Here is an 18,036-nt window from a genome sequence, read left to right as displayed (position 1 = left end):
CTTATGTCGGCCGGGAATACCGGTTCCAATTAGCCGCGTTCTTTCAACAGTTCGGTAATATGGTCCGCGATCAGCCGGCCGTGACCCCGGCCGCTTTCGATAAATACCTCGTTGGCATTCCGGCCGGAGGCAATGACGCCTGCGACGTAAATGCCGGGCACGTTCGTTTCCATCGTCTCCGGGTTGAACACCGGTTTCTCCATCTCCCCGGACATCTCCACGCCGGCTTCGAGCATCAGTTTGCGATCCGGCCGGAAACCCGTCAGGGCCAGCACGAAATCGTTCGGCAGGGAGGTTGACTTCGCGTCGTTTAAGGACTCGACCACGATTTCTTTCTCCTTGATGCCGATCACTCGTGATTGCAGCAGCAGCTTGATTTTTCCTTTATTCACCATGCTTTCGAACACCGGCTTCACCCAAGGCTTGACCGATTCGGACATGGCCTCGCCCCGGTATACGACGGTGACCTCCGCATCGACGCGAACGAGTTCCATTGCGGCGTCCACGGCGGAATTGCTGCCGCCGATCACGGCGACCTTCATCCCCGCGTAAGGGTGGGCTTCCTGGAAGTAGTGGGAGACTTTATCCATATCTTCCCCGGGGATTCCCAGCATATTCGGATGGTCAAAGTACCCTGTGGAAATCACGACGTACCGAGCCGGGTACTCCCATTTCTCCCCGCTGCGCGTAACGGAATGCACGACGAAGGTGCCGTCCGCTTTACGCTCGATGCGGGTGGCTTCTTCGTAGGAAGCGATCTGAACGCCATAATGGGCGCTGACTCTGCGATAGTAGGCAAGCGCTTCATGACGGTAGGGCTTCTCGTTCGGGGAGACAAACGGGATGTCGCCGATTTCCAGCATCTCCGGCGTGCTGAAGAACTGCATATACGTTGGATAGGAGTATATGGAGTGGACGAGGCAATTTTTTTCGATGATGAGCGTATGTAAACCGCGCCGTTGGCATTCGATGGCTGCGGACAGTCCGCAAGGACCCGCTCCGATGATGATGACGTCTTGCATGAGAGTCCTCCTAAAAATATTTAGTAACTGAACATAATTCATCCTACCGCAAAAAGAAAAGAATATCCAGAGACGGGCAGGTAAGCGGCTGGTTCCGATTATGTCGAATATATGAAATCTGGTCGGAATCGCGTTCAAAAACGGTGAATAAGGATATAATAGTATTGTAAGCGCTTCCTGTTAATGTATCTTGAAGTTGGGAGGTTATGCTCATGCTGTTATGGTTGAAAAATCGCCGCAGACAACGCCAGGCTGCCAAAGTCCCTTCTTCCGTGCAGGTCTCGCTGGAAGAGGTAAAGAAAGCCGTTCTACAGTACGAAGCGGAGATGCCGGACGGCATCAACCGCAAAACGCTCGTCCTGCCGGACGGAAGCTTGGATTTGAAACGACTTGCCCGGTATTTGGGCGGATACAGTGACCAGAAGTTTTATTTGTCCCGGGAAACGTATGAGATTTTTGAGGAAGCAGACCGTGAAATTCCTTATTACTTGGATATGGTCCAGGTCGCGGTCGATCATTATGTGGAACGGACCGGCAAGCTCCCCGTACTGGGACCCGAGCAGCCGGATCAGGTGGATTTCCGGCTGCTCATGAGAGAGCGATATCTGAAGGAACTCCCGCCGTTTCCCCTCTACATTACGGACCAGGAAATGCTCCTCACCCATCGGCAGAAACATGTGATGTAACTTGCCCTCCGATCTCGCCATTGACAATATCCTATACAATAGAGATAGAGAATGACGAGAACGGAGGAGTATCATGGAGCAAATCAAAGCGGTATTATTCGATTTGGACAACACGTTAATGGACCGGGACTGGACTTTCCGGCGGTTCGCAGAGCAGCTTGTCCGTGAATGTTTGCGGGTCTCCGAGCCCGAGGAGCAGCAAGCCATCGTGGAATATATGATAGAGAGTGACGCGGACGGGTATCGCCCGAAGGAAGGTTTTTTTCGGGAGCTGATCGATAAATTGCCCTGGGCTTCCAAGCCGGATTTGACCGAATTAAAGGCTTACTACGACCGGAATTATATGTCCCACGCGCGGGTTATGAATCATACGGAAGAAGCGCTTAAGGCGTGCAAAGCGCTCGGCCTGAAGCTGGGGATCATCACCAATGGCTTCAGCCATCTGCAGCATGGAAAAATCGACCGCCTTGCGCTGCGGGGACATTTTGACGAAATTATCGTTTCCGGGGATCTCGGCATCAAGAAGCCGGATGAACGGATTTACCGCATTGCCCTTGACCGGCTCGGGACCCCTAGTGAGGAGACCGTGATCATCGGTGACCATCCCGTTAACGATATTTGGGGGGCTGCCCAGGTCGGCATTCGCGGGATTTGGCTGCTCCGCAAACATGCCTGGCCCGAAGATCTGGAAGGGGGTAAACCTTGGCGAACCATCAGGGAACTGAACGAGGTTGAGCCAAGCCTTAAAGAGTTCGTTTCGGGCTGTGTAGCCAATTAGCAAATAACGGGTTGACAAATGTTGGCGGGTACCCTATGATGTAAACAAATCTTTTGAAGGAGGCTGGTAATTATGTACGAAGTATACGGAATTGTTTCTTTCGCTGCTCAACATAAGTTTACGGTCTCCACTCGGAATTCGTTCATTTAAGGCGCAATCATTCCATTCAACACAATATGGAGCGATGCTTCGCCTTGGAAGAGGAAATGTTACCGCGGGACCGTAAAGGTCCTGCGGTTTTTTTGCGTCCCGCGATCGGTATTCTCTGTGGGCGTGAAAGTTTATTTAGACGCAGGCTAATGCCTTGCGTCTTTTTTTTCATTTCCAAAGCGTTCTACATTTCGATTAATATGGAGGAATTTGAATTGACATTAAAACCAAACTTGGAGTCTTACCATGAACATGAAAAAAACGGTCTGTATACTTACGGCTGGAGCCCTGATTGGCAAACGGCTTTTGACGAACTGGAGTTGGCGGAGGCGTCCCCGGGAAGAGTGATTGCCGACCATGGTCATAAATACCGCATCGTGACCTCGCGAGGAGAAGGCTGGGCGGAATTGTCGGGACGGATTCAGCACGAATTGGGGGATCGCAGCGCCTTTCCCGCCGTCGGTGACTGGATTGCGGTAAGGTTTATGGCGGAAGGGGGGAACGATGGAATCATCCACGGCATTTTGCCCCGGGCGAGCCGGATATCACGCCGGGCGGCGGGTTCCGTACCTACGGAGCAAATGATAGCGGCGAATGTGGATGTGTTGCTGCTGGTAGCCGCCTTAAATCTAGATTTTAACTTGCGGCGGCTGGAACGCTACCTCGTCATGGCCTGGAACAGCGGGGCAAATCCCGTCATCCTGCTCAGCAAAGCCGACCTTTGCGATGATCCCGAGCGGTATGTCCGTGAAACGGAAAGTATCGCGCCCGGCGTCCCGGTCATCGCGGTCAGCGCCAAGGAGGACCAAGGCCGGGAGCAGCTGGAAGCCTTGCTTCGACCAGGGATGACCGTGGCGCTTACGGGCTCATCGGGGGCGGGCAAATCGACGATTCTCAACTGGCTTGCCGGCGAGGAGATTCAGGATACGCAGGAAATCCGCGAGGGCGACAGCCGCGGCCGCCATACGACCACGCACCGGGAGCTGTTCATCCTGCCGCAAGGCGCGGTGATGATCGATACGCCCGGAATGCGCGAGCTCGGGCTTTGGGAAGATGGCGGCGGGTGGTCCGAAGCGTTTACGGACATCGAAGAGCTTGGCCGGAATTGCCGGTTTGCCGACTGCCGGCATGAGCGGGAAGAGGGATGTGCGGTAAAAGCGGCGGTAGACAGCGGTGAGCTGGACCCGAAGCGATTGGAGAACTACCGCAAGACGGAACGGGAGCTGAAATATCAGGCTTCGAAAGAGCAGGTGCGCCAGAGAAACGACCGCAAGGGCAAGGGTAAAAAAGACGCCCGCCGCGGCAAAGGGGAAGAGCGGAGGCGCCTGACGCTGGAAAGGGATTAGCCTTAGAGGCTAATCCCTTATTTTTTTAGGGGAAGCCACTTCAGAACATCCTGTATTTTGGCGTCCCAGTAGGCCCAATCATGATCGCCCGGACCCTCGTCGTATGTCAAAGCCAAGCCGGCCTGGTGACAAGCGTCCCGGAAAACGAGATTGTCCTGGTACAAGAAATCCTCGGTTCCGCAGCATTGGTACAGGCGGGGCGCCTGGTCCTGAGTCCCGTTTTCTTCGTACTTACGCAGCAGAGCGAGCAAATCATCCTCGGTGCCGAGCGGCCCCTTCTCTCCGAAGATCCGCTGAAATAAAGCGCTGAGCTCCCGGGGACCGCGGACATGCTCGAGAAAATCGCGGTGAATATCCAGGGCGCCCGACAGGCTGGCCGCGGCGGCGAACGTCTCCGGCTTGCGCAGCGCCAGCTTAAAGGCGCCGTAGCCGCCCATGGATAAGCCGGCGACGAAATTGTCCTCACGGCGGTCGGATAAAGGAAAGAACGACCGGCAGATGTTCGGCAGTTCTTCGCTGATGAACGTCCAGTACCGGTTCCCGTGCGCCATGTCGGTGTAAAAGCTCAGGTCCGCCTGAGGCATAACTACGGCGAGGCCGAGATCGGCCACATAGCGTTCGATCGAGGTTCTCCGCAGCCAAATCGTGTCATCGTCGGACATGCCGTGCAGCAAATAGAGGGTCGGATAAGGACCGGGCCGGGCGGAGCCGGGCATGCCGATTTGCGAGGGGGCGGACTGGGGCAGGATGACGGTCATGGAAGTGCTGAGCCCAAGCACTTCCGAAAAGAAACGGCATTGCAGAAGAGCCATGATGAAAACACCCTTTCCTAATAAGTTGAAGTCTGAAAGCGTAACCAGGAAACACTATGTACATTATATCGTGTTTAGGCGTGAACGGGCAGATGTTCCCTCGTAAACTCCCGTAAAGTGGTACAATAGAACAATAGCTGTCCATTCGGGGAAAAAACGATGCAGGGTGGTGGAACATTTGGGATTCCCCTGGAAACGAAATTTGTACGTGTTGTGGTTGGGTGTCTTTTTTTGCAGTACCGCGTATTCGATGTCGATTCCTTTCATGTCGCTTTTTTTGGCTCATGATCTGGGCGTGACGAAGAATGTCGCGCTTTGGTCGGGTTTTGCGTTCGGCATTACCTTTTTGGCCGGCGCCTTGATCTCGCCTTACTGGGGTTCGCTCGCGGATAAGTACGGCCGTAAACCGATGCTCTTGCGCTCCGGCTTTGCGCTTTGCGTCGTTTATATTCTGAATTCGCTGGTCCAGACGCCGTTTCAACTGATCGCCGTCCGGATCTTATCGGGGCTTCTGGCCGGTTATGTCCCCGCGGCCATCGCGCTTGTAGCGACGAATACCCCGGAGAAGCGCGTCGGCTTTTCCCTAGGCATCATGTCGACGGCCGGCGCGGCGGGCGGTATAATCGGGCCTATGATCGGGGGCGTGGTCAGCAAATTTCTCGGGTATCGGGAATCCTTCCTGATGGCCGGAGCTGTGGTATTCATCTCCGCGATGATTGCTCTGGTCTTCGTCAGGGAACAGAATTTCGACCGTACCAAGGAACGTTCTCATGTACTGGACGATCTTAAGCAGGCGAAAGCCAACGGGCCGTTTATGCGATATTTGGGGATCGTTATGATCGTAACGGCGTCCGTTATGGTTCTCGAACCGCTATTGTCCCTCTATGTGCTTGATCTGGGGGCTGCGGCGTCGGACGCCTCGCTTAGCTCCGGCATCATTTTCTCGGCCGTGGGGGTAGCAACGGTGCTGGCGGCACCGTTCTGGGGCAAGATCGGGGAAAAAATCGGATACCAGAACACCCTGTTGATCGGACTGCTCGGAGGGGCCCTGGGCAATATGTTGCAGTTATTTTTTCACAGCCTTGCGGGCTTCGGAATTTTGCGTTTCATCTATGGATTATTCTTTGCGGCTGTCTTTCCGGCACTTAACGCGCTGATCGTGAAGACAACGGACCCCGATTTCCGGGGAAGGGCCTTCAGCTTGAACCAGTCGTCCAGCCAACTCGGGAACATGGCGGGTCCGATAGCCGGGGGAGCGCTGGCGGGCTATGTGCCGATTCCGGCGGTATTTGTGCTGAACGGGGTGCTTTTGGCCGGAGTGGCTGTATATATGTTCACGAGCCGGGGCCGATTTTCGAAGATAAAGAGAACTTCTGTCGAAGCGGCGAAATCCTTGTCGGATCGGGGTTAAAGACCGTTTAATCCTCCAAAAAGTGGTTTATTTAGAAGTAGGAGAGGCAGGAAAATAGTTCCTGCGGGACTTTCAAATGACCTGCGTGGAGGTAAAGGATGATGGCGATCGACCGATTTATTATTAAAAAAATTCAAACCTGCACCTATGAACCCATGCGGCAAAATCTGCTCAGACTGCTATTGATTCGGATTCAGAAGGCCATAAACGAAGAAGAGGCCAGGTCGTCAGTTTGATAACTGCAGCCATGGCCTCTCTATGTGTGTGATTCAAAATTGCCAAAGGATTAACCTGCCGGGAACCCGCAAGATCAATAGAGCGATAACGCCAAGGAGTCAAACTCGCTCTTGCTGTGCAGAATGGCCTCCGAGCCTTCGATTTCGATGCTGATCAAGGAGTTTAAACATTTCTTCAAGGCTTGCTTTCCGTTGCGGAATTTGTTCTCCAACGCGCTGGTCAGCAGCTTCAGAGTCCGTTGAACGGGTTGTTTGGTATCGGTGTTGAAATATACAGGCACTTGATTGTCTTGGAAAGTAATGATAATTCTCATAGTTAATCACCTCTATACAGTGGTCTCATAATGCCATTCTAATGTACTTAGCTTAAAAATAGATTAAGATAACATTATAATTCAATTAAGGATTTGTGACAGGCAGAATGATGGGGTTCTTCGTCATTCTGCTTTTCTATTGTATCTACGATTTTGAGCGGAAATAAGTTTCAAAACGAGAAAAAAATATGATTCAGCTCACGCTATTTTGGGTAGATGGTATTAGATTGCCATTTTTTTCAAACCGTCGATGCGGTAGAAGAGTGGTATGATTACAACAAACCTTTAAATTTTACGGATTAAGTCGAAACTATACACAGAGAGAAATGGAGCTAAATCCATGTATGAAGGAGGTAAGCAGATGATCTTGGCTGACACATTACAACAAAGCGCCTGGACGTTGAACGCGAATGAAATCTTTTATCTTGCCGATATGCTGGGAGCGAAGAGCCTGCTTGACATGGACAATCCACTGATAGGGTATTTGCGAAGCGGAGAGAATAACGGCTGGAACGAGGCGCAATATTCGCTGAAATCAAAAGGGGCACTTAACGGAGAGGCGGCTCGCGAAAGGATCACGGAGCCGCTGCTGTCGAGTTTGTCGGCTGCCTTCGATGCGGATAAGGCTTGCTGGGTGAAATACCATACCGAAATCGGGCCGCATGAGCAGTTTTTGCATATCACCGAGGAAACGGTCGTTTCTTTGGAGAGAACGGGCGAAAATCCGACCCTTTATCGCATCGATGAGATCGGTTGTTTTTACCAGGCTTGCGGTATTCTTGCCGGCAAAATGAAATGGAATACGCACACCCTAGGGGACATTCCCGCATTGCTGCTTTCGAAGCGTACTTTTGAGGAGATTCTTGTCCGTCTGGATGAGATGGATTTGGAGGAAATAATAGCCCGGCTCGGCAAAGTATCCGATGACCAAGAGGGAATTATCGCCCTGGCGAAATGTATGAAGACCCGGGTTGCGCACGGGAGTCTGCGATTATACACCCGTGGTCCGGACGGATGGGAGAACCAATGCGCCCAGTTTATTAACAACCATCATATGAACTGGCTCATACGCAGCAGCACCAGGAAAGAAGAGGATTGGCTGATTGCCACGCCAACGCCGGATGAAGCGTTCAAGGAGACGATGCGTCATTGGTTTCAGCATCCGAGCGAAGCATGGGGCGCCATGAAACAGCAAACGAGTTAATCTGAAAGCTCCGTGACCGGAGCTTATTTTTTTTGCTCAACTATTGAACTTATCGTATACATTGTGTATATTGTATATATACATTAGCGACGGGGATGGACGCAAAGGAAGGTGAATCATGAAAATTTTGCTGTCCCCTTCATCGGGGGAGCCGATTTATATGCAGATCGTAAGGCAAATCCGCGGGAGCATATTACAAGGGGAGCTTCCAGCAGGTACACCGCTGCCTTCCATACGCCAGTTGGCGAAGGAGCTTCAGATCAGCGTTATCACCACAAAGCGGGCATACAACGAATTGGAGCAGGAAGGGCTCATCGACTCCGTTGTCGGTAAGGGCTCTTTCGTATCCGGCGGGAACCAGGAATTCATCCGGGAACAGCGGATGCGCATGGTGGAGGAGAAGATCAGAGAGCTGCTTGCGGAATGCCGGAATATCCCGGTTAGTGTAGATGAGTTAATCGAATGGATCAAAATGTTGGATCACGATGGAGGTCATGAAGAATGAATGCGATCGATGTGCAAGGGTTATCGAAAAGCTACGGTTCCTACTACAACCTGACGGATGTGTCCTTTTCGGTCCCGAAAGGGTACATTACCGGGTTGATCGGTCCGAACGGCGCCGGAAAAAGCACCATTATCAAAGCGATTATGGGAATGGTGGTTCCCGACGGAGGAAAGATCGAAGTGTTTGGCCGGAGCGCGGGCTCCTCGGCGGGCGAATACAAGCAGAATATCGGTTATATTTCGGATGAAAACATCTATTACGACTATTTGTCGCTGGAAGAGATGAAGCGGATTATCGCGCCTTTTTATTCAGACTGGAATGAAGAGAAATTTAGAAAGTACATGGATTTGTTCGAGCTCCCCTCGCGTAAAAAAATCAAAGATTGCTCCAAGGGGATGAAGACGAAATTTTCGATCGCCATCGCCCTGGCCCATCATCCGTCCCTTCTGATCATGGATGAGCCTACGGCCGGTCTGGACCCGGTGTTCCGGCGGGAACTGCTGGATTTGTTGGCGGATTATATTTTGGAGGAAGCCAATACGGTCTTGTTCTCGACGCATTTGACGACGGATTTGGACAGGGTGGCGGATTATGTGACGTTCATAAACAAAGGGCGGATCGTTTTCACCGACAATAAGGAAGACGTTCTGGAAAGATACGTAATCGTCAAAGGGGGAGGAGAACTGCTGGACCAGGACATCCGCCGCGAACTTTTGGGCCTTCGCGAAACGAGCTTCGGGTTTGAAGGGCTCTCGCCGAATCGGGCCAAGGCGTCGGAACTGTTCGGCGACAAGGTGCTGTATCAGCAGCCTACCCTGGAGGATATTATGTATTTTACCGCCAAAGGAGGAAAACTGCGTGCCTAAACTCATTTGTCTTGTAAGAAAGGATCTATTGCTCGTCCGCCGTTACTTGTGGCTGTTAGTGATTTATGCGGTCATTTTCTCGGGATTTATCCAAAGCAGCAATTCTACGCTAATTTACGGGATCTTGCCCGGCATGGTGATGATTCTGGCCATCGGTTCGGACATGCGCCAGTCGAACCAGCAATTTCTGGTGAGCCTGCCGGTAAAGCGGGGTTATTTGGTCTTATCGAAATACGTTTCCTCTCTGGTATTGCTCGTCGTTGCCGTTGTGTTCTGCGTGCTCGTCAGCGGAGCCGCGGATATGGTTCATCATGGAACTTTTCAAGTCGATAAAGTCCTAGTGCTGGGCACTTTGGTTTCCATGGTCTTATTCCTGTCCGTCTATTTGCCGCTGTACTTCTGGCTCGGAATCAAAGGAGCCCAATATCTGAACGTGGCTATGATGGTCATCATTTTGGGCGGAAACGGTTTGATTGCGAGTTTGTTGAACAACAGCGATATGGCGTTCGTCATAAATTGGTTCTCGGGTCATCCCGTGGCCAGCGGGGTATTTGCGGTTGGCGTACTTGCGCTGGCGGGGATCGTTTCCTATTTCATCTCCCGAGCCATCTTCGTCAAACGGGATTTGTAATTAGAAAGTGATTAAAACGCCCCTCTTTTTGGGTAATCTTGAGACAGGTACTTACCATGTCCTTAACCCATGAATAGGAGCGTGTGTCATATGGCTGATAATCACTATAACCGCCAGCGGTTTCAGGGAAAGACGGCGATCGTTACCGGGGCGGGCTCCGGCATCGGCAAAGCTGCGGCGATCAGGCTGGCTAAGGAAGGGGCCAAAGTCGCGCTCTTTGATCTGATGGACGAACGTACGAGAAGTACGGAGCATCAAATTAACAATATTTATCGCGGGGTTTCCCGATCCTTTGATGTCGACGTTTCCGATCCCGTGCGGATGGAGAAGGCGGTGAGTGAAGTCGCCGATGTGTTCGGCGGCATCGATATCGTATTTGCAAACGCGGGTATCAACGGGGTGTTGGCTCCCGTCGACGAAATGACGCTGGACGATTGGGAGAAAACGCTGAAAGTCAACCTGAACGGAACGTTCCTGACCGTAAAATATACGGTTCCTTACTTGAAGAAGCGGGGGGGCGGCAGCATTATTATCACCAGCTCCATCAACGGGAACGACCGGTTTTCCGGGTTCGGTATGTCGGCTTACAGCACGACGAAGGCCGGACAGGTGGCATTTATGAAAATGACCGCGCTGGAGCTGGCCAAATTCAAAATCAGAGTCAACGCGATTTGTCCCGGTGCCATTGCCACCAATATCGATTCGTCGACGGAGGTCAGCGAAGAACTGGAAGAGATCATCATCCCGGTGGAATATCCGGAAGGGGCCCAGCCGCTTGCGGACGGGCCGGGTCAACCGGAGAACGTCGCGGATTTGGTAGCGTTCCTGGCCTCCGACGAATCCGTGCACGTCACGGGGGCGCGGATCGTCATCGATGGAGCGGAATCCCTGCTCTAAAACAAAAGAAGCGCGGGTTGCCGAGGGTTCGCCCACGGTATCCCGCGCTTCTTTTTTTAAGAAAATATCAGGCCGAAGCTAAAAATTCAAGGTCCTGTTCACTTAAATAATAAGGATGCTTCGCAATCCGCTCCATCGAGAAATTCCGGATCAGCTCTTTGGCGGCAACCGGCTCATACCGGTCGATCAACCCGCTGATCTTGGCGAGCCAGCCGATGATCGACTCCGGATGCATTCCCTTTGCCCGCAGGGAGGATATGCTTAAATCTCCGTGCCTTTTGGCCAGCCGCCGGCCATCCTCACCCAGCAGGAGAGGAGCGTGCGAGAAAGCCGGGGCTGCATACCCGAGAGCCCGGTACAATTCAAGCTGACGCGGCGTTGAGTCCAGCAGATCCCCGCCACGAAGAACGTCGGTAACCCCCATTAAGGCGTCATCGACCGTGACGGCCAATTGATAAGAGAACAGGCCGTCCGCACGGCGAACCACGAAATCGCCGCCGCTGCCGGGCGGAAACGATTGAGGACCGGCGATGCCATCTACGAAACGGATCGGTTCCGCTTCAATGGCAAATCGCAGCGAGGGGGATTTGTGCTTTTCGCGCGCTTTCCGCTGCTCGGGGTCAAGATGCCGGCAGGTACCCGCGTAGGGGGCTCCTTCCGAAGCCAAACCGTGAGGAGCGCCGGCCATGGACAATAATTCCGCCCTGCTGCAATAACAGGGATACAGCCTGCCGGTTTCTTTAAGCCGGGTCAAGGCATCCTCGTAATAGGCCAAACGCAAACTCTGCGAATAAGGGCCCAGACCGTCGTCCGCTCCCGGTCCGAAATCCCAGTCCAGCCCCAGCCAACGGAGGTCTTCCGGAATCCTCTCCGCAATGTCGGGTCTGGACCGCTGCGTATCGATATCTTCGATTCGCAGGATAAACTCCCCTCGCTCGGAGCGTATCTGCAACCAGGCCAGCAACGCAATCTTGGCATTGCCCAGATGCATCTCGCCGGAGGGCGTGGGGGCAAATCGTCCGCGTTTCATAAACGTTCACTTCCTTAAACTATCTAAATTAATTGAACTATTGATTTACATGTACGGCCGCGGTGTGAAATGTTCTGCCGATCGCTGTCGGATGTCTGCTGGGGCAATAGGCAGAGGTGTAGAAATTTCTTTTCACACTCTAGTGTTGCATTAAAACTGATATGGGTGCTGCCTATCCGCCATCTTTCTTGCCGCCTGTTATAATAGCGGCCTTTTGGGCCGTTATTTCAACCCAATTTGCGTTTTCGGGAAGAATAGCGGCCAAAAAGGGCCTTATTTCTCTGGTGTGAGCCCAAAAATCAGGTTTTTGCCCGACTTTCTCTAAAATAAGGCCCCAAAAGACCGCTATTTCACGGCAAATAGCCAAATTCGACAAAAATAGCGCCGCAAAAGACCCTTATCCACCAGCCAGAGTTCAAAGAGAGGCGGTTACGGCCTAGCAGAAGACCCTTCGGGTTAATGCAGCGCTAGTGGTATATCGGCTAGAAGGCCGAACGGTTGGGCTTTATATGTCGGAACGTATCTCCGAAACGATTTCAAATCCTTCCACAGCGCCAATTCTTTAGTTCAACCTATATAGGTTGAAATCGTTATAATTGCGAATGGTTGAATTCACCGGCTTCCTCGACCTTTTCGATCTCAATTTTTCGAATCCGGCTGCCTTCGCTTTCAAGCACTGTAAATGAAAAATCGCCATATTGAAGGCGGGTGCCTTCGGCAATATCCGTATCATGACCGTACACCCAGCCGCCGATCGTGTCGGTTTCTTCCTCCTCCAGGTCCGTGGACAGCAGGTCGTTGATCCGGACGATCGACACTTTGCCGTCCACAATGAGATGATTCTCGCTCAGTACGGTGATTTCCTGCTCTTCCTCGAGATCGAACTCATCGCGGATATCCCCGACGATTTCCTCCAGGAGATCCTCGATCGTTACCATGCCCGAGGTGCCGCCGTATTCGTCGATCAGCAGAGCGATATGGGACCGTTCTTTCTGCATCCGGGACAGGAGGGAGGTTAAAGGGATATTCTCCGGAGCCGTCATTACGGGACGAACCAGGGACGCCAGCGGCAAATCCGGCTGATCCCCATGGGTGAGGAACAGCTGCTTTGTGTTGATGACGCCGATGATATCATCCTTGTTTTCCCGAATGACCGGAAAACGCGTATATTGTTCGGTTTTGATAATTTCCAGATTTTCTTCCCGGCTTTTATTAGCGTACAGGCATACCATATCCGTTCGGGGAACCATGATATCCTTGGCGGTGAGCTCGTCAAACGCGAAGATCCGGCTCATGTAGCGATATTCGTCGGTGGTGATCTCCCCGTGCTTAAAACTTTGGCTGATCAGGGCTTGAAGTTCTTCTTCGGAATGCGCTTCACCGTCACCTGGCCCCCCTTTCAGTCCGAGCAAGGAGACGATCCGCCCGGAAGAGACATTAAGCAGCCAAACCAGCGGGGACATGAGTCCCGTAAACCACAGCAGCGGACGCGAGGCGGCCAGGGCGAAGGTTTCGCCTTTTTGGGCGGCGAGAACCCGCGGAACCAGCGCGCCGAGCACAACGTGCAGATACGTGATGACGAGAAACGCGATAATAAAGGCCAAGATGCTTTCCAGCCGGTTTGGCAGAGTAAAGAACCGAAAGAGCGGATGAAGCCAAGCCTTCGCGAGCGGTTGCGCGAGCCAGCCGAGAAACAGCGACGTCATGGTGACGCCCAACTGGCATGCCGAAAGCGCCTGCTGCGGCCGCTGCATCAATCGCGCGAGCGGAACCGCGGATCTGCGGTTCTCCCGTACCAGGGAATTGACCCTGCCGGGACGAAGCCCGCGGAGTGAGTATTCCGTAACGACAAAAAATGAAGTTAGTGCCACCAGCACCAGAATTAGCAAGAGATTAACCCATGTACCGCTCGGACTCATGATTTTCCGATAACCTCCCTGATTCAGAGACCATTTAATTATACAAAGGGGAACTGCCCGCTTCAAAGTGCGCCTTCCGAGGAAGGGATATGTTAAAATTGAATTCACGCAAGGACGTTTCGTAGTGACGACTTGGAGTATAGTGTAACCCCGATAGGAGAGAAAGATGAGAAAACAAGCGATGCCTATAGATGTAGTTCTTCCGGAGCTGAAAAACGCCCTGGAGAGCCGAGGGACGGCTGTCCTGCTGGCCGAACCGGGAGCGGGCAAAACGACGAGAACGTCCCTGGAACTTCTTCAGGAGCCCTGGCTAGCGAGACAACAAATTCTGCTGCTGGAGCCGCGGCGGCTGGCAGCGAGAGCGGCAGCTTTCTACATGGCCAAGCAGCTGAATGAGCCGGTGGGAGAAACGGTAGGGTACCGGATCCGGACGGAAGCCCGGGTTTCTTCACGGACGCGGATTACGGTCGTGACGGAGGGGATTTTGACCCGGATGCTGCAGCGGGACCCGACATTGGACGGAACGGGGCTCGTGATCTTCGACGAATTTCATGAGCGCAGCATCCATGCCGATTTGGGGCTGGCTCTTGTTTTGCAGAGCCGCCAGCTGCTGCGCGAGGATTTGCGCGTCCTCGTCATGTCCGCCACGCTGGACGCGGAGCCGGTGTCGGCGCTGCTCGGAGATGCGCCGGTGGTGCGAAGCCGGGGACGGATGTACCCGGTGGAAACGGTATTTGTTCCCCGTTCGCGTGAGGAAACGCCGGAGGCGGCGGTGGTGCGGACGGTACAGCGGGCGCTGGCCGAGCAGGATGGCGGCCTGCTCGTGTTCCTGCCCGGCGCGCGGGAAATCCGCCGGGTTCAGTCGACCTTGGCGGGACGCGTTCCGGGGAACGTGATCGTCGCTCCGCTGTTCGGGGCGCTGCCGCAGGATCAGCAGCAGCGCGCGATCGAACCTGCGCCGGACGGGCAGCGCAAGGTCGTTCTGGCGACGTCGATCGCCGAGACGAGCCTGACCGTGTCCGGCATCACGGTGGTCATCGACACGGGGCTGCGCCGGACCTCGCTGTTTTCGCCGCGCACCGGCATGAGCCGGCTCGTCACGGTGCGGGCGGCCCGCGACGCGGCCGATCAGCGGCGCGGCCGCGCGGGGCGCACCGCACCCGGGGTCTGCTACCGCCTGTGGAGCGAGGCGGAGGACCGGGTGCTGCCCGAGAGCACGCCTCCGGAAATGCTGGAGGCGGACCTGACGCCGCTGGCGCTGGAGCTCGCGGCCTGGGGAGCGGCTGCGCCGGACGAGCTGGCCTGGCTCGATCCGCCGCCGGCCGCGCCGTACTCGCAAGCGGTGGGGCTCCTGCGGCAGCTCGGCGCGCTGGACGGGGCCGGCCGGATCACCGGCCACGGCCGGCGCATGGCCGAGCTCGGCCTGCACCCGCGGCTCGCGCATATGCTGCTGCGCGCGCAGCCGCTCGGCCTCGGGCGGGCCGCCTGCCGCCTGGCCGCGCTGCTGGAGGAGCCCGGTCTGCTCAAAGACCGGGCCGGGAGCGGCGACGGCGACCTGCGCAGCCGGCTCGCCGTGCTCATGGCCGCGGCCGGAGAGCCCGGCCCGCGGGAGGGCGGCGCGCCCGCCGGGGACGAGCCGGCAGGCGGCGGGGACATCGAGCGGCTGCTGACGGTCAGCCGCCAGTGGGAGCGCAGCCTGGCGTCGTTCTCCGCCGGCACCCCATCGCCCGGCGAGGAGCGGGACTACCGGAGGTATTGCGGGCTGCTCGTTTCCTTCGCTTACCCGGATCGGATCGCCATGCGCCGGGCGGACGGACGCTACCTGCTGCGGAGCGGCAGGGGGGCCGTTTTTGCCCGACCGCCACAGACCTTGGCGGCCGAACCGTTCCTGGCGATCGCCGATGTGGACGACGAAGGGGCCGAGGGCCGGATTCGGCTGGCCGCCCCGTTCGAGGAGAGCTGGCTGGCCGATTATTACGCGGATGACCTGCAGGTCGAAAGATCCGCGGAGTGGGATGATGCGGCCGGCGCGGTGCGCGCCCGGGTCCGGCATAGGTTCGGCGCCATCGTGCTGAAGGAACTGCCGGATCCCAAGCCTTCTTCCGAGATGATCACCAAGGCGCTCCTGCGCGTCGTGGCGGAACAAGGGTCGCGGATCCTGCCCTGGAACTCCAAAAACCGGCAGCTCCAGGCGCGAATCCTGTTTCTCCGCCGGCTTGACGAAAGCTGGCCCGATGTGTCGGACGAAGCGCTTGCCGCCGAGGCGGAGGACTGGTTCGGGCCGTATCTCTCCGGTTTTCGGAAAAAATCCGATCTAAAGACTTTGCCCCTTTCGGCCATACTGGAAAACCGGTTAGGCTGGCAGCGAACGCAGGAACTGAATAAAGAGGCTCCCACGCATCTGGTCGTCCCCAGCGGGTCGCGAATTCCGGTGCAATACGAGGGACCGCAAGCTCCATATGTCGCCGTTCGTCTGCAGGAGGTGTTCGGTCTTCTGGAGACGCCACGGATCGGCTTCGGCAAAGTGCCCGTCACCCTGCACCTTCTGTCTCCCGCAAGCAGGCCCGTCCAGGTTACCTCGGATTTGAGAAGCTTCTGGGAAGGCACTTACTTTGAAGTCAAAAAAGATCTCAAAGGGCGTTATCCGAAGCATTATTGGCCGGACGACCCCTTTGCGGCGACCGCGACCCGGCGGGTTCGACCGGAAGGCGGAGTGAAATAGACGGCTGGTGGTTAAAATCCCTGTTCCTCGGGTAATGAAAGGGAAACCAGGAACTCAAGGAGGCTGATCACCATGAGCAAAAAAATAGTTGGCGTATTCGATAACGAAAGAGAAGCGACGGCAGCGATAGAGTCCTTGCAGCGACAAGGGTTTTCGGCGGAAGAAATCTCCGTGCTTTCCCGCGACCGCCGGGATCGTGAAGCGATTCAGGACGAAACCGGAAGCAAGGCGCCTGAAGGTGTAGCCGTGGGGGCGACAACAGGCGGCGTGCTGGGCGGCGTCGCGGGGTTGCTGGCAGGGATCGGCGCGCTCGCCATTCCCGGCATCGGCCCGGTTGTGGCGGCGGGACCGATCGCGGCCGCGTTGACCGGCATGGCGGCCGGCGCCGGTGCGGGAGGCTTGGCCGGCGGCCTGATTGGCCTCGGCATCCCGGAAGACGAGGCCAAAGCCTACGAGAATTATCTCGACGAAGGAAAGATTCTGGTGCTGGTCGATGAAGATGAGCGCAGCGTGGGCGTATACGACACGTTCCGGACCAACCGTTCGCTGAATTCCGATATTTACGCTTCAGGTTTGGCGGACCCGTATCGCGAAGATCCTTCCAGCCGCTTGTAATATTTGATTCCTTCCATTGTGATATTTAATAAATGAGTCATACACCGGCGTTATTCAGCCGCCTTGTTCACCGAAAGACAACGCTTTCAAAAAACGGTTGACGAACGCAGACCCTTGATCTATGATAATAACAAATCATAAAACCGATTTCATACGGCGTGTTACCGTTAATGAACTAATGGGCATAAGCCAAGAGAAGTTAACCTAATTTTTAGGTTTCTTCTCTTGGCTTTTTTTGTTGCCTGAGGGAATGCATACCGGGAACCGTTGGACATAATACTAGTTCATGTCATGATGCGATCGGGAATTAAGCTTACGGCTAAGGAGCGGTCGCTCCGCGCCTTGAACCGGGCGGGATAGGAGAGATTTGATATGTTCGCAAAATGGAGAAAAAAATCTGCTGAGAGCAAAACGGTTGAGGTTTGCGCCCCTTTAACGGGCCGGGCTGTTCCCTTGTCGGAAGTACCCGATGAAGCTTTTGCCGGAGGTTATATGGGTCAGGGGGTGGCGATCGAACCTACGGTAGGGGTCCTTATCGCGCCGTTTAACGGAAAGGTTGCGCATGTCATCAAGTCCAATCATGCCGTTATGCTCGAAAACGAAAGCGGTCTGCAATTTTTGTTCCACCTGGGCATCAATACGGTTTCTTTGAAAGGGGAGGGGTTTACATCCCACGTGGCTGTGGGAGATCGGGTGAAGACCGGCGACACGCTGATCGAATTCGATCTCGACAAAATGAAAAACGCCGGTTTTCCGGTGATTTCACCGATCATCGTGACGAACGCCGCGGAGACGACGACTCATTTGGAGATGTTCACCGGACCTGTGACGGCAGGCAAAGACGTCGTGCTTAAGGCGGCATTGAAATCCTAATTTATTATAAGGAAGGATG

Annotated in this window: 17 protein-coding genes; 12 read left to right on the top strand and 5 right to left on the bottom strand. The window is 54.8% G+C overall.

The genetic code is table 11. The annotated features are described in order from the left end of the window. Positions 1-29 precede the first annotated feature (29 nt). Positions 30-1,022: a YpdA family putative bacillithiol disulfide reductase gene (locus FRY98_RS00760; RefSeq protein ID WP_148449739.1), complete on the bottom strand. Its 993-nt coding sequence runs from the start codon at positions 1,020-1,022 to the stop codon at positions 30-32. A 212-nt stretch (positions 1,023-1,234) separates the two neighbouring features. On the opposite strand from FRY98_RS00760, the gene FRY98_RS00755 reads away from it, so the two are divergent. From FRY98_RS00755 to rsgA, 3 genes are all read left to right on the top strand, one after another. Continuing rightward, positions 1,235-1,708, top strand: a complete 474-nt coding sequence (locus FRY98_RS00755) for a DUF3939 domain-containing protein (protein WP_148449738.1) — start codon at positions 1,235-1,237, stop codon at positions 1,706-1,708. A 73-nt stretch (positions 1,709-1,781) separates the two neighbouring features. After that, positions 1,782-2,486 carry an HAD family hydrolase gene (locus FRY98_RS00750; protein ID WP_148449737.1) on the top strand — a complete coding sequence of 235 codons (705 nt, stop codon included), beginning with the start codon at positions 1,782-1,784 and terminating at the stop codon, positions 2,484-2,486. A 365-nt stretch (positions 2,487-2,851) separates the two neighbouring features. After that, positions 2,852-3,982 (top strand): ribosome small subunit-dependent GTPase A, encoded by a 1,131-nt coding sequence (gene rsgA, locus FRY98_RS00745; protein ID WP_225039367.1) that lies wholly within the window; start codon positions 2,852-2,854, stop codon positions 3,980-3,982. A gap of 17 nt (positions 3,983-3,999) precedes the next feature. Here rsgA and FRY98_RS00740 read toward each other — a convergent pair whose 3' ends face one another. Then, positions 4,000-4,794 carry an alpha/beta hydrolase gene (locus FRY98_RS00740; RefSeq protein ID WP_148449736.1) on the bottom strand — a complete coding sequence of 265 codons (795 nt, stop codon included), beginning with the start codon at positions 4,792-4,794 and terminating at the stop codon, positions 4,000-4,002. A gap of 178 nt (positions 4,795-4,972) precedes the next feature. On the opposite strand from FRY98_RS00740, the gene FRY98_RS00735 reads away from it, so the two are divergent. Next, positions 4,973-6,205, top strand: a complete 1,233-nt coding sequence (locus tag FRY98_RS00735) for an MFS transporter (RefSeq protein WP_148449735.1) — start codon at positions 4,973-4,975, stop codon at positions 6,203-6,205. A 310-nt stretch (positions 6,206-6,515) separates the two neighbouring features. Here the strand turns inward: FRY98_RS00735 and FRY98_RS00730 are convergent, their stop codons facing one another. Further along, the gene (locus FRY98_RS00730; protein ID WP_148449734.1) at positions 6,516-6,755 is read right to left on the bottom strand and encodes a hypothetical protein; all 240 of its coding nucleotides are present in this window, start codon (positions 6,753-6,755) and stop codon (positions 6,516-6,518) included. A 361-nt stretch (positions 6,756-7,116) separates the two neighbouring features. On the opposite strand from FRY98_RS00730, the gene FRY98_RS00725 reads away from it, so the two are divergent. From FRY98_RS00725 to FRY98_RS00705, 5 genes are all read left to right on the top strand, one after another. After that, complete coding sequence (locus tag FRY98_RS00725; RefSeq protein ID WP_148449733.1) at positions 7,117-7,959, top strand: hypothetical protein; 843 nt, start codon at positions 7,117-7,119, stop codon at positions 7,957-7,959. Positions 7,960-8,077: 118 nt separating this feature from the next. Beyond that, complete coding sequence (locus FRY98_RS00720; protein ID WP_148449732.1) at positions 8,078-8,464, top strand: GntR family transcriptional regulator; 387 nt, start codon at positions 8,078-8,080, stop codon at positions 8,462-8,464. Then, positions 8,461-9,330: an ABC transporter ATP-binding protein gene (locus FRY98_RS00715; protein WP_148449731.1), complete on the top strand. Its 870-nt coding sequence runs from the start codon at positions 8,461-8,463 to the stop codon at positions 9,328-9,330. The genes FRY98_RS00720 and FRY98_RS00715 overlap by 4 nt, the downstream gene beginning before the upstream one ends. Then, the gene (locus tag FRY98_RS00710) at positions 9,323-9,961 is read left to right on the top strand and encodes an ABC-2 transporter permease (protein WP_170286992.1); all 639 of its coding nucleotides are present in this window, start codon (positions 9,323-9,325) and stop codon (positions 9,959-9,961) included. Before FRY98_RS00715 ends, FRY98_RS00710 begins: the two co-directional genes overlap by 8 nt. A gap of 90 nt (positions 9,962-10,051) precedes the next feature. Then, a complete protein-coding gene (locus tag FRY98_RS00705) occupies positions 10,052-10,858 on the top strand; it encodes an SDR family oxidoreductase (RefSeq protein WP_148449729.1) in 807 nt (268 codons plus the stop codon). Between the two features lie 67 nt (positions 10,859-10,925). Here FRY98_RS00705 and gluQRS read toward each other — a convergent pair whose 3' ends face one another. Next, a complete protein-coding gene (gene gluQRS, locus FRY98_RS00700) occupies positions 10,926-11,888 on the bottom strand; it encodes a tRNA glutamyl-Q(34) synthetase GluQRS (RefSeq protein ID WP_148449728.1) in 963 nt (320 codons plus the stop codon). 590 nt (positions 11,889-12,478) lie between these two features. Then, a complete protein-coding gene (locus FRY98_RS00695) occupies positions 12,479-13,807 on the bottom strand; it encodes a hemolysin family protein (protein WP_148449727.1) in 1,329 nt (442 codons plus the stop codon). Positions 13,808-13,973: 166 nt separating this feature from the next. On the opposite strand from FRY98_RS00695, the gene hrpB reads away from it, so the two are divergent. The 3 genes from hrpB to FRY98_RS00680 all read left to right on the top strand — a co-directional run bounded on the left by hrpB (position 13,974) and on the right by FRY98_RS00680 (position 18,017). Next, positions 13,974-16,529 carry an ATP-dependent helicase HrpB gene (gene hrpB / locus FRY98_RS00690; RefSeq protein WP_225040739.1) on the top strand — a complete coding sequence of 852 codons (2,556 nt, stop codon included), beginning with the start codon at positions 13,974-13,976 and terminating at the stop codon, positions 16,527-16,529. Between the two features lie 72 nt (positions 16,530-16,601). After that, positions 16,602-17,144 (top strand): general stress protein, encoded by a 543-nt coding sequence (locus FRY98_RS00685; protein ID WP_148449726.1) that lies wholly within the window; start codon positions 16,602-16,604, stop codon positions 17,142-17,144. 372 nt (positions 17,145-17,516) lie between these two features. Further along, positions 17,517-18,017 (top strand): PTS sugar transporter subunit IIA, encoded by a 501-nt coding sequence (locus FRY98_RS00680; RefSeq protein WP_148449725.1) that lies wholly within the window; start codon positions 17,517-17,519, stop codon positions 18,015-18,017. The last annotated feature ends 19 nt before the right edge of the window (positions 18,018-18,036 follow it).

The sequence above is a fragment of the Paenibacillus faecis genome (assembly GCF_008084145.1).
Lineage (GTDB): Bacteria > Bacillota > Bacilli > Paenibacillales > Paenibacillaceae > Fontibacillus > Fontibacillus faecis.
Note: the sequence above shows the minus strand (reverse complement) of the source record. Positions and strands in the feature narration are given on the sequence as shown.